Annotated in this window: 6 protein-coding genes; all 6 read left to right on the plus strand. The window is 67.6% G+C overall.

The window, feature by feature from the left end:
* Positions 1-46: 46 nt before the first annotated feature.
* Entirely contained in the window at positions 47-2,023 is a 1,977-nt protein-coding gene (locus AB4851_RS30380; protein WP_414450057.1) for a PhoX family protein, read from the plus strand.
* A gap of 614 nt (positions 2,024-2,637) precedes the next feature.
* Positions 2,638-3,450, plus strand: a complete 813-nt coding sequence (locus AB4851_RS30385; protein ID WP_414451981.1) for an IclR family transcriptional regulator — start codon at positions 2,638-2,640, stop codon at positions 3,448-3,450.
* 295 nt (positions 3,451-3,745) lie between these two features.
* Positions 3,746-5,098, plus strand: a complete 1,353-nt coding sequence (locus AB4851_RS30390) for an MdtA/MuxA family multidrug efflux RND transporter periplasmic adaptor subunit (RefSeq protein WP_414450058.1) — start codon at positions 3,746-3,748, stop codon at positions 5,096-5,098.
* Between the two features lie 22 nt (positions 5,099-5,120).
* Positions 5,121-8,249 (plus strand): MdtB/MuxB family multidrug efflux RND transporter permease subunit, encoded by a 3,129-nt coding sequence (locus tag AB4851_RS30395; RefSeq protein ID WP_414450059.1) that lies wholly within the window; start codon positions 5,121-5,123, stop codon positions 8,247-8,249.
* 3 nt (positions 8,250-8,252) lie between these two features.
* Entirely contained in the window at positions 8,253-11,570 is a 3,318-nt protein-coding gene (locus AB4851_RS30400; protein WP_414450060.1) for an efflux RND transporter permease subunit, read from the plus strand.
* A 302-nt stretch (positions 11,571-11,872) separates the two neighbouring features.
* Positions 11,873-12,502, plus strand: a complete 630-nt coding sequence (locus tag AB4851_RS30405) for an NAD(P)H-binding protein (RefSeq protein ID WP_414450061.1) — start codon at positions 11,873-11,875, stop codon at positions 12,500-12,502.
* Positions 12,503-12,536 lie beyond the last annotated feature (34 nt).

Below are 12,536 nucleotides of genomic sequence, written 5' to 3' on the forward strand. Positions count from 1 at the left end.
GACGCGGAAGCGCCCCACACCGACCCCACACGAGAACCGGACACCCATGACCGCGCAGCCCAAAACCTCCCGCCGCCAGGCGCTGAAGATCCTCGTCGGCGCGCCGATGCTGCCGCTCAGCGGCCTCGCGCTCCCCGCCCTGCTCAGCGGCTGCGGCGGCGGCGACGACAACGGCCCGACGACGGGCGGCGCCGGCAACGCCCCCGCAGCCAGCTTCGCGGCGGCGACGTTCGCCTCGATGGCCGCGCCCACGCTGGCCGATCCGGCCGCGATGGCAACCACCACGGTGGGCTCGACGCTGTCGGTGTCGTTCTCGGACGGCAGCGCGCGCAACTACAAGCTGGCCTACAAGCCGTTCTTCGCGACCGGCGATCGGGTGCCGAACGGCAGCGGCGGCACGATCCTCGCGGGCGGCTACTACGACATCAACAACCAGCCGATCATCGATACCTCGAAGGCCGGCAGCGAACGCCAGTTCTACTCGGATTGCCCGGACGGCAGTTCGCTGCTGACGCTGGCCAACGCCAGCGTGGCCGGCGTGAAAGGCAAGCCGGTGTTCGCGGTGGTGCAGTTCGAATACACCACGCGCAACCAGAACGGCGATTCGACCTACGGCCGCCTGCCCTCGCCGATCGCCGTGCTGACGCTCGACCAGGACGCCGCCACCGGCGCGCTGACGCTGGTCAAGTACCACAACGTCGACACCTCGAAGGCGCATGGCCTGTGGATCACCTGCGGCGCGAGCCTGTCGCCGTGGAACACCCACCTGTCGAGCGAGGAATACGAGCCGGACGCCACCGTGGCCGCCACCGACGCGCAATTCCTCGCGTACAGCCAGAACACGTTCGGCAGCACGACGACCGCCAACCCCTACCACTACGGCCACCTGCCGGAAGTGACGGTCAACCCGGACGGCACCGGCTCGATCAAAAAGCACTACTGCCTCGGCCGGATCTCGCACGAGCTGATCCAGGTGATGCCGGACCAGCGCACGGTGATGATGGGCGACGACGCCACCAACGGCGGCCTGTTCATGTTCATCGCCGACAAGGCCGCGGACCTGTCGGCCGGCACGCTCTACGTGGCGAAGTGGACGCAAACCGCCTCGGCCGGCGCGGGCGCGGCCACGCTGAGCTGGCTGCGCATCGGCCACGCGACGAGCGCCGAGATCGAGGCGCTGGCCAACACGCTGAAGGCGAGCGACATCATGGATCTGGCCACGGCCGATCCGGGCGACGCGTCGTACACGAAGATCCACTTCAGCGGCAAGTTCAACTGGATCCGCATCAAGCCGGGCATGGAAAAGGCGGCCGCGTTCCTCGAAACGCACCGCTACGCGGCGCTGATCGGCGCCAGCATGGGCTTCACCAAGCTCGAAGGCACCACCGTCAACGCGAAGGACAAGGTGGTGTACACGGCGATGTCGCGCATCGAGACCTCGATGGTCAAGGGCAACGCGGTGTCGCGCGACGTGGCGGTGGACAAGAAGATCTCGGCGGGCGCCGTCTACGCGCTGAACTTGAAGGGCGGCCAGAGCGACACCTCGGGCACGGCGATCGACAGCGCCTGGGTGCCGGTCGACATGAGCGCCCCGGCGGCGCTGGTGGGCGAGGATCTGGCCACGGCCGACGCGCTCGGCAACACGGCCAACGCCGACCGGATCGCCAACCCGGACAACCTGAAGTTCTCGGAAAAGCTGCGCACGCTGTTCATCGGCGAGGATTCCGGGATGCACGTCAACAACTTCCTGTGGGCCTACAACGTCGACACCAAGACGCTGTCGCGCGTGCTGTCCTGCCCGTCCGGTGCGGAATCCACCGGCCTGCACGCGGTGGACGAGATCAACGGCTGGACCTACATCATGAGCAACTTCCAGCACGTCGGCGATTGGGAATCGCCGCTGCACGACAAGGTCAAGGCCACGCTCGACCCGCTGGTGCGCGCCAACTTCAAGGATCGGTTCGGCGCCAGCGTCGGCTACCTGACCGCCGAAGCCACCGGCATCAAGCTCGCCAAGGCCTGAGAGCCACCGCGCTTCGCGAAACCCGGTTTCATCCGTCGCGGCCTTCGGGCCGTTTTCTGCACGCGCTGCCCTTCCCGGCAGCGCGTTTTTTCATGGCGCCGCGCCCGGCCGGCCGCCGCCTGCGGGCGAACCCCCGGTCCGGCCCCGAGCGGCCCGGGTTAAGCTGGCATATCAAACAAGCGACGTTTAACTTATCCGAGCCGCCATTTTTCGGCAAAAATCCCACTATTTGAACAAATGGGGCCGGATTGATAGAGTAAAAAAAAAGCGCCACGGGTGACCGTGGCGCTTAAAAAGTTCTAGCCATTCCGAGGGCCGTGCTAGAACCTGAGAGACTGCATCGAAACATCGTTATCGGTAAAACTGACGAAACGTTGTTTCGAAATTCAGGCACATTTTTTCCGTTTCCCGATCCCAAGTCAAGAGAAAAATACGGCGCAATTGTGAATTTTGCGACACAAGCTTGGGAGAAAACCCTTCAAAACCGGGGACATCCGACACTCTGTCATCGCATGATACGTTGTCGGTAAAACATGCACGATTCGATAATTGTCGTACTATTTCTGCAAATATGAAATTTTGTTTCAGAAAAGTGAGAGGCCTTCGTGTCGACAATGAATAACGCGGCAAGCGCCGCGAAAGATCGCGAATCCTCGACGGATGAGATTTCGGCGCTCGCCAGAGGGCTCGCCGTATTGCGTTGCGTGGCCGCCGCCGATGCACCGGTCAGCAACCGCGAACTGACAGAAATAACAGGTATCCCCAAACCGACCGTCTCGCGTATCACCGCCACCCTCGTGGGCGCCGGCTTCCTGTTTCGGCTGCCCGACAGCGAACGCTTCGTGCTGACCGCGTCCGTGCTCGAACTGAGCAACGGCTACCTGCGCAACTTCGATATCCGCGCCCGCTCGCGGCCGTTCCTGATCGAACTGGCCGAGCGTACCTCGCTGTCGGTTCACCTTGCGGTGCGCGATCGGCTCGACATGGTCGCGATCGACGTGATCCGGCCGCGCTCGGCGGTGCTCGTCACGCGGCTCGAAGTGGGCTCGCGGATGGACATCGTCCGCACCGCGGTGGGCCGCGCCTACCTGGCCGCGCTGCAGGACAGCGAGCGCCGCGAGCTGGTGGTCGCCCTGCAGACCGCGCACGGCGACGACTGGCCGCTGGCGCAGGCCCGGCTCGACGCCGCGCTCGACGACACCCGGCGCAACGGCTATGCGATCGCGATCGGCGAATGGCGCGACGGGCTGAACGCGGTGGCGGCCGGCTTCGTCGGCCCGTCGGGCCAGCGCTACGCCGTCAACTGCGGCGGCGCGGCCATGCAGCATTCGGCCGAGGCGCTGCTCGAGACCGCCGTGCCGGCCCTGCTCGAGTGCGTCGCCAGGATCGCCCGCGAGATCGGCGGATCGGTCGCCCCGCGCCGCTAGCCGGCCTGCCGGGGCCGAGCCGATCGCGGCGAGCGGGCCGGCCGGCCCGACCGTCGAATCGTCACGCACACGTCATCGGCACGTCACTCGCGGGTCATCGCAATATACAAGTGGTTACCCCAGTAAACCGTTGAAAGAAAGTTCGCTAGACGATCGCCCGGGTCGCACGTAGCATCATGCAACCTCGCGCCCGCATGGGCGCTCCGCTCTTTCGCCGTCCCAGCGGCCCGCCCCGGCGGCGGGTCTCGCGCGGCGCCTCCCACGCCCGCTCACGCCAGCGTCAGTCAGATCGAACATGAATAATCCGGAATCCCAAACGCCTCGCTCCCCCGCTCCTCCGCCGCATGATCCGGCGCCGCGCAAGCGCCGCCCGATCGCGATCGGGGTGGCCGCGCTCGTCGTGATCGGCGGCGCGCTGCTGTGGTGGCATCCGTGGAAGAAGGCCGACGCGCCCGCCAACGGCCAGGCCGCGGGCCAGACCGGAGGCCGCCGTCACGGTGGCCCGGCCGATTTCGCCAACCAGCCGCAGCCGGTGCAGGTGGCCACCGCCACCCGTGGCGAAATGCCGATCGTGCTGTCCGCGCTCGGCACCGTCACCCCGCTGGCCAACGTGACGGTCAAGACCCAGCTTTCCGGCTATCTGCAATCGGTGAATTTCACCGAAGGCCAGATGGTCAAGAAGGGCGACCTGCTCGCGCAGATCGACCCGCGCCCGTACCAGGTCTCGCTCGAAACCGCCCAGGGCACGCTCGCCCGCGACCAGGCGCTGCTCGCCACCGCGCGGCTCGACCTGCAGCGCTATCAAACGCTGCTCGCGCAGGATTCGATCTCGAAGCAGCAGACCGACACGCAGGCCTCGCTGGTCAAGCAATACGAAGGCACCGTCAAGACCGATCAGGCCTCGATCGATTCGGCCAAGCTGAACCTGACCTACGCACGCATCACCGCGCCGGTGTCGGGCCGGGTGGGCCTGCGCCAGGTGGATGCGGGCAACTACGTGACGTCCGGCGACACCAACGGCCTCGTCGTGATCACGCAGTTGCAGCCGATGAGCGTGCTGTTCACCACCTCGGAAGACAACCTTCCGCAGATCCTCAAGCAGGTCAACGCGGGCCAGACGCTGTCGGTCACGGCCTACAACCGCAACAACACGGTGCCGCTGGAAGCCGGTTCGCTCGAAACGCTCGACAACCAGGTGGACACCACCACCGGCACCGTGAAGCTGCGCGCCACGTTCGCCAACAAGAACAACCTGCTGTTCCCGAATCAGTTCGTCAACACGCGGCTGCTGGTCGACACCTTGCGCGACGCCGTGATCGTGCCGACCGCCGCCGTGCAGACCGGCTCGATCGGCCAGTTCGTCTATATCGTCAAGCCGGACAACACCGTCACGGTCCGCAAGGTCAAGCCCGGCCCGGTGGATGGCGAACGCACCAGCATCGCCCAGGGCGTGCAGGTGGGCGAGCGCGTGGTGACGGACGGCGTCGATCGCCTGCGCGAAGGCGCGAAGATCACGATCCCGGCCGCGCATCCGCAAGGCGCGTCGGGCGCCGCCGCCGCATCGGGCGCGCATGCCCACGGCGCCTCCGGCGCGTCCGGCGCCCATGGCCACCGCCATCACGGCGCATCCCAATCCGCCGCGCAATGACGCCCAAGACCACGCCTGATCGATGAATCCATCCCGTCTATTCATTCTTCGCCCGGTCGGCACCGCCTTGCTGATGGCGGCGATCATGCTGGCCGGCCTGGTTTCGCTGCGCTTCCTGCCGCTGGCCGCGCTGCCCGAGGTCGATTACCCGACCATCCAGGTGCAGACGTTCTACCCCGGCGCGAGCCCCGAGGTGATGACCTCCTCGGTCACCGCGCCGCTGGAGCGCCAGTTCGGGCAGATGCCGTCGCTGAACCAGATGTCCTCGCAAAGCTCGGCGGGCGCCTCGGTCATCACGCTGCAGTTCAGCCTCGACCTGCCGCTCGACATCGCCGAGCAGGAAGTGCAGGCCGCCATCAACGCGGCCGGCAACCTGCTGCCGTCGGACCTGCCCGCGCCGCCGATCTACGCCAAGGTCAACCCGGCCGACGCGCCCATCCTCACGCTCGCGATCACCTCGAAAACGCTGCCGCTCTCGCAGGTGCAGGATCTGACCGACACGCGCCTGGCGATGAAAATTTCGCAGGTGTCGGGCGTGGGCCTGGTGAGCCTGTCGGGCGGCAACCGGCCGGCCGTGCGGATTCAGGCCAACCCGCTCGCGCTCGCGCAATACGGGCTGAACCTCGACGACCTGCGCACCACCATCTCGAACCTGAACGTCAACACGCCGAAGGGCAACTTCGACGGCCCGACGCGCGCCTACACGATCAACGCCAACGATCAGCTGACCAGCGCCGATCAGTACAACACCGCCGTGGTGGCCTACAAGAACGGCCGCCCGGTGATGCTGACCGACGTGGCGAAGGTGATCGCCGGCACCGAGAACACCAAGCTCGGCGCCTGGGTCGATGCGGAACCGGCCATCATCGTCAACGTGCAGCGCCAGCCCGGCGCGAACGTGATCCAGACGGTCGACGCGATCAAGGCGATCCTACCGAAGCTGCAGGAAACGCTGCCGGCCTCGCTCGACGTGCAGATCGTCACCGACCGCACCACCATGATCCGCGCCGCCGTGCGCGACGTGCAGTTCGAACTGGCGCTGGCGGTGGTGCTGGTGGTGCTGGTGATGTACCTGTTCCTGGCCAACATCTACGCCACCATCATCCCGAGCCTGTCGGTGCCGCTGTCGCTGATCGGCACGCTGGCCGTGATGTACATGGCCGGCTTCTCGCTGAACAACCTCTCGCTGATGGCGCTGACCATCGCCACCGGCTTCGTGGTGGACGATGCGATCGTCATGATCGAGAACATCGCGCGCTACGTGGAGGAAGGCGAAGGGCCGCTGGAAGCCGCGCTGAAGGGCTCGCGGCAGATCGGCTTCACCATCATCTCGCTGACGGTGTCGCTGATCGCGGTGCTGATCCCGCTGCTGTTCATGGGCGACGTGGTGGGCCGGCTGTTCCACGAGTTCGCGATCACGCTGGCGGTGACCATCGTGATCTCGGCGGTGGTGTCGCTCACGCTGGTGCCGATGATGTGCGCGAAGCTGCTGCGCCACACGCCGCCGATGGGCGAGCACCGCTTCGAGACGCGCGTGCACAAGGTGATCGACAAGGTGATCGCGCGCTACGGCACGGCGCTGCGCTGGGTGCTCGAACGCCAGGCTTCCACCCTGGTGGTGGCGGTGCTCACGCTGGCGCTGACCGCCCTGCTCTACCTGTTCATTCCGAAGGGCTTCTTCCCGGTGCAGGACACCGGCGTGATCCAGGCCATCACCCAGGCGCCGCAGGCGGTGTCGTACGGCTCGATGGCCGAGCGCCAGCAGGCGCTGGCCGCGCAGATCCTCAAGAACCCGAACGTGGACGGCCTGACCTCGTTCATCGGCGTGGACGGCTCGAACATCACGCTCAACAGCGGGCGGATGCTGATCAACCTGAAGAACCGCGACGATCGCAGCGACTCGGCCACGCAGATCATCCGCGACCTGCAGAAACAGGTGTCGAACCTGCCCGGCATCGCGCTGTACATGCAGCCGGTGCAGGATCTGACGATCGACTCCACGGTCAGCCCGACCCAGTACCAGTTCCTGCTGACCAGCCCGAACCCGGACGACTTCGCGACCTGGGTGCCGAAGCTGATGCGCCAGCTCCAGCAGGAGCCTTCACTGGCCGACGTGGCCACCGATCTGCAGGCCAACGGCAAATCGGTGTACGTCGAGATCGACCGCGCCACCGCCGCGCGCTTCGGCATCACGCCGGCCACCGTCGACAACGCGCTGTACGACGCGTACGGCCAGCGCATCGTCTCGACCATCTTCACGCAGTCGAACCAGTACCGCGTGATCCTCGAGGCCGAGCCGCAGATGCAGCACTACGCCGATTCGCTGAACGGCATCTACCTGCCGTCGGCGGGCGGCGGCCAAGTGCCGCTGTCGTCGATCGCCACGTTCCACGAACGCGCCGCGCCGCTGCTCGTCACCCACCTCGGCCAGTTCCCGGCCGCGACGGTGTCGTTCAATCTCGCGCAGGGCGCCTCGCTCGGCGAGGGCGTCAAGGCGATCGAGGCGGCCGAGAAGGCGATCGGCCTGCCCGCCTCGTTCCAGACGCGCTTCCAGGGCGCCGCGCTGGCGTTCCAGTCGTCGCTGTCGAACCAGTTGTTCCTGATCCTGGCCGCGATCGTGACGATGTACATCGTGCTCGGCGTGCTCTACGAGAGCTACATCCACCCGATCACGATCCTGTCGACGCTGCCGTCGGCCGGGGTGGGCGCGCTGCTCGCGCTGATCGTCACCGGGCATGATCTGGACATCATCGGCATCATCGGCATCGTGCTGCTGATCGGCATCGTCAAGAAGAACGCGATCATGATGATCGACTTCGCGCTGGAGGCCGAACGCGTGGAGGGCAAGTCGCCGCGCGAGGCGATCTACCAGGCCTGCCTGCTGCGCTTCCGGCCGATCCTGATGACCACGCTGGCCGCGCTGCTCGGCGCGCTGCCGCTGATCGTCGGCTCGGGCGCGGGCTCCGAGCTGCGCAAGCCGCTCGGCATCGCGATCGCCGGCGGCCTGATCGTCTCGCAGGTGCTGACGCTGTTCACCACGCCGGTGATCTACCTCGGCTTCGATTCGCTGGCGCGCCGCGTGCGCCGCGCCTTCGAGCGCCGCCGGCCGGCCGCGGGCGACACCTCCGGCAACAACGGCACGGGCGCGTAACCGATGAACCTGTCGCGCCTTTTCATCCACCGCCCGATCGCGACCACGCTGCTCGCGCTCGGGATCGCGCTGTCGGGCCTGTTCGCGTTCGCGAAGCTGCCCGTCTCGCCGCTGCCGCAGGTGGATTTCCCGACCATTTCGGTGTCCGCGTCGCTGCCGGGCGCGAGCCCCGATACGGTCGCGACCAGCGTGACCAGCCCGCTGGAGCGCCATCTCGGCTCGATCGCCGACGTCACCGAGATGACCTCGACCAGCTCGGTCGGCACCGCGCGGATCATCCTGCAGTTCGGGCTGGACCGCGACATCGACGGCGCCGCGCGCGACGTGCAGGCCGCCATCAACGCGGCCCGCGCCGACCTGCCGGCCAGCCTCAAGAGCAATCCCACGTACAAGAAGGTCAACCCGGCCGATTCGCCGATCATGGTGCTGGCCGTGACCTCCGACACGGCCTCGCCCGCCAAGCTCTACGATTCGGCCTCCACCGTGCTGCAACAGGCGCTCTCGCAGATCGAGGGGATCGGCGAGGTGGACGTGTCCGGCTCGGCCAACCCGGCGGTGCGCATCGAGCTGGAGCCGCAGGCGCTGTTCCACTACGGCATCGGCCTGGAGGACGTGCGCGCGGCGCTGTCCTCGGCCAACGCGAACAGCCCGAAGGGCGCCATCGAATTCGGCCCGAACCACTACCAGCTCTACACCAACGACCAGGCCTCGCAGGCGTCGCAGTACAAGGACCTGGTGGTGGCCTACCGCAACAGCGCCGCAGTGCGGCTCGACGACGTGGGCAGCGTGGTGGATTCGGTCGAGGATCTGCGCAACATCGGCCTGGCCAACGGCCGGCGCGCGGTGCTGGTGATCCTGTACCGCTCGCCGGGCGCGAACATCATCGACGCGGTGGACCGCGTCAAGGCCTCGCTGCCGCAACTGACCTCGGGCATGCCGGCCGACATCAACGTGGCGCCGGTGATGGACCGCTCGCGCACCATCCGCGCCTCGCTGACCGACACCGAGCACACGCTGCTGATCGCGGTGGGCCTGGTGGTGATGGTGGTGTTCCTGTTCCTGCGCAACTGGCGCGCCACGCTGATCCCGAGCGTGGCGGTGCCGATCTCGATCATCGGCACGTTCGGCGCGATGTACCTGCTCGGCTTCTCGATCGACAACCTCTCGCTGATGGCGCTGATCGTGGCCACCGGCTTCGTGGTGGACGACGCGATCGTGGTGCTGGAGAACATCTCGCGCCACATCGAGAACGGCAAGACGCCGATGCAGGCCGCGCTCGACGGCGCGCGCGAGGTGGGCTTCACGGTGCTGTCGATCAGCCTCTCGCTGGTGGCCGTGTTCCTGCCGATCCTGCTGATGAGCGGCATCATCGGCCGGCTGTTCCGCGAATTCGCGCTGACGCTGTCGCTGGCGATCTTCGTGTCGCTGCTGGTCTCGCTCACGCTCACGCCGATGATGTGCGCGCGGCTGCTGCCGCCGAACGAAACCGCCAAGCGCGAGGAAGGCCGCGTCGGCCGCTGGCTCGAACGCGGCTTCGGGCGCTTGCAGCGCGGCTACGACGGCTCGGTGGTGTGGGCGCTGCGCCATCCGCGCATCATCGTGCTGTCGCTGGTGGCCACCGTCGCGCTGAACGTGCTGCTCTACGTGAAGATCCCCAAGGGCTTCTTCCCGCAGCAGGACACCGGCATGCTGATCGGCGGCATCCAGGCCGACCAGTCCACCTCGTTCCAGGCGATGAAGGTCAAGTTCACCGAGATGATGCAGATCGTGCAGTCCGATCCGAACGTCGCGACGGTGGCCGGCTTCAGCGGCGGGCGCGCGACCAACGCGGGCTTCATGTTCATCACGCTGAAGGACAAGCCGGGCCGCAAGCTGTCGGCCGACCAGGTGATCGCCAGGCTGCGGCCGCGGCTCGCCCGCGTGGCCGGGGCGCGCACCTTCCTGCAGGCCGCGCAGGACTTGCGCGTGGGCGGGCGCCAGTCGAACGCGCAATACCAGTTCACGCTGTTCGGCGATTCGACGGCCGAGCTGTACCAGTGGGGGCCGAAGCTGACCGAGGCGCTGCAGAAGCGGCCCGAGCTGGCCGACGTCAACTCCGACCAGCAGCAGGGCGGCCTCGAATCGATGGTCACCATCGACCGCGCCACCGCCGCGCGCTTCGGCATCCAGCCCGCGCAGATCGACAACACGCTGTACGACGCGTTCGGCCAGCGCCAGGTGTCGACCATCTACAACCCGCTGAACCAGTACCACGTGGTGATGGAGGTCGCGCCGAAGTACTGGCAGGACCCGGAGATGCTCAAGCAGGTGTACGTCAGCACCACCGGCGGCACCGCCAACGGCGCGGCCACCACCAACGCGGCGGCCGGCACGTTCACGGCGAGCACCAGCAGCAGCGCCGGCACCGGCACGGCCGGCGCCAGCACCACCAGCGCCGCGGCGATCGCCTCCGATTCGGCCCGCAACGCGGCGCTGAACTCGATCGCTTCCACCGGCAAGTCGAGCGCGTCGTCGGGCGCGGCGGTGTCCACCTCGAAATCGACCATGGTGCCGCTGTCGTCGATCGCCAGCTTCGGTCCGGCCACCACGCCGCTGTCGGTCAGCCACCAGGGCCTGTTCGTGGCGACCACCATCGCGTTCAACCTGCCGCCCGGCGTGGCGCTGTCGGACGCCACCCGCGTGATCTACCAGACCATGGCCGAGCTGGGCATGCCGGCCACCATCACCGGCAGCTTCCAGGGCACCGCGCAGGCGTTCCAGCAGGCGCTGCAGGATCAGCTGCTGCTGATCGCCGCCGCGATCGCCGCGATCTACATCGTGCTCGGCATGCTGTACGAGAGCTACATCCACCCGATCACGATCCTGTCGACGCTGCCGTCGGCCGGGGTGGGCGCGCTGCTCGGGCTGCTGCTGTTCAAGACCGAGTTCGGCATCATCGGCTTGATCGGCGTGATCCTGCTGATCGGCATCGTCAAGAAGAACGCGATCATGATGGTGGACTTCGCGATCGAGGCGTCGCGCCAGGGCAAATCGTCGTTCGACGCGATCTACGAGGCGTGCCGGCTGCGCTTCCGGCCGATCATGATGACTACCATGGCCGCGCTGCTCGGCGCGCTGCCGCTGGCCTTCGGGCACGGCGACGGCGCCGAGCTGCGCGCCCCGCTCGGCATCGCGATCGTCGGCGGGCTGATCGTCTCGCAGGTGCTGACGCTCTACACGACGCCGGTGGTGTATCTGTACATGGACCGGGTCCGCCTGGCGGCCGAACGGCGCCGCGCGCGGCGCAACCCGCCGCCGCAACCGGCCGGCGCGAGCGAATAAACGCGCACGCTCCCACGCGGTTCGGGCGGCAACGGCGACGGGCCGGGCAATCGATGCCCGGCCCGTCGCCGTTTCGGGCTTGCCGCGCCGCGTTTTTTCCCGAAGCGGCGCGCGATCGCCGTCGATGGTTCGTCGGCAATCTGTAAGATGGCAAACGATCCGGCCTCGCCCTGCGTCACATCCGGCCGATCGGCCGATACATGCCGCCCCACCTGCGGCCGGGTACGGAATCGGCATACACTGGTCAATCCCGCATCGGCTGGCTGGGCCCGCCGGTGCAGCCTCATCCAAGGAGCGGTTCCATGTCGATGAAGGTATTGCTGATCGGCGCCAGCGGCCGGACCGGCCATGCGCTCGCGGACCTGCTGCTCAAGCAGCGGGATTTCGAACTGACGGCGCTCGCGCGCCGGCCCGATTTCACGATGCCGGGCGCGCGCGTCGTGGTGGCGGACCTGAACGCGGATTTCTCGGCCGCGTTTCGCGGCCTGTCGCATGCGATCTTCGCGGCCGGTTCGGCCGAATCGGAAGGCGAGGCGCAGGAAGCCGCGATCGACCGCGACGCGGCCGGCCGCGCAGCCGAATACGCCCGGGAGCACAACCTGCAGAAACTCGTGGTGATCAGCTCGCTGACCGCCTACCAGCCCGACAGCGGCCCCGCCGCGCTCGCCCACTACTCGCGCATGAAGCGCGAGGGCGACGACCGGGTGGCGGCCTCGGGCGTCGATTACGTGATCCTGCGCCCCGGCCCGCTGTCGGACGATCCGGGCGTCGGCAAGATCGCGCTGACCGACCGCTGGCAGGACGACGCCACGCCGGTGGCGCGCCAGGACGTGGCCTGGGCCGCCATCGAGGCGATCAAGCTCGGCATCTCGCGCAAGACCATCGGCTTCGTCGGCGGCGGCGTCGCGATCGAACAGGCGCTGCGCACCTGACGCCGCCCCCGCCCGGGGGCCATCGCCATGAAAA

The sequence above is a fragment of the Burkholderia sp. 22PA0099 genome (assembly GCF_047497165.1).
Lineage (GTDB): Bacteria > Pseudomonadota > Gammaproteobacteria > Burkholderiales > Burkholderiaceae > Burkholderia.

Excerpts from the sequence above, each read along its gene's own strand:
- AB4851_RS30405 (WP_414450061.1), top strand. The coding sequence starts at position 11,873 with ATGTCGATGAAGGTATTGCTGATCGGCGCCAGCGGCCGGACCGGCCAT.
- AB4851_RS30395 (WP_414450059.1), top strand. The coding sequence starts at position 5,121 with ATGAATCCATCCCGTCTATTCATTCTTCGCCCGGTCGGCACCGCCTTG.
- AB4851_RS30385 (WP_414451981.1), top strand. The coding sequence starts at position 2,638 with ATGAATAACGCGGCAAGCGCCGCGAAAGATCGCGAATCCTCGACGGAT.
- AB4851_RS30380 (WP_414450057.1), top strand. The coding sequence starts at position 47 with ATGACCGCGCAGCCCAAAACCTCCCGCCGCCAGGCGCTGAAGATCCTC.
- AB4851_RS30390 (WP_414450058.1), top strand. The coding sequence starts at position 3,746 with ATGAATAATCCGGAATCCCAAACGCCTCGCTCCCCCGCTCCTCCGCCG.
- AB4851_RS30400 (WP_414450060.1), top strand. The coding sequence starts at position 8,253 with ATGAACCTGTCGCGCCTTTTCATCCACCGCCCGATCGCGACCACGCTG.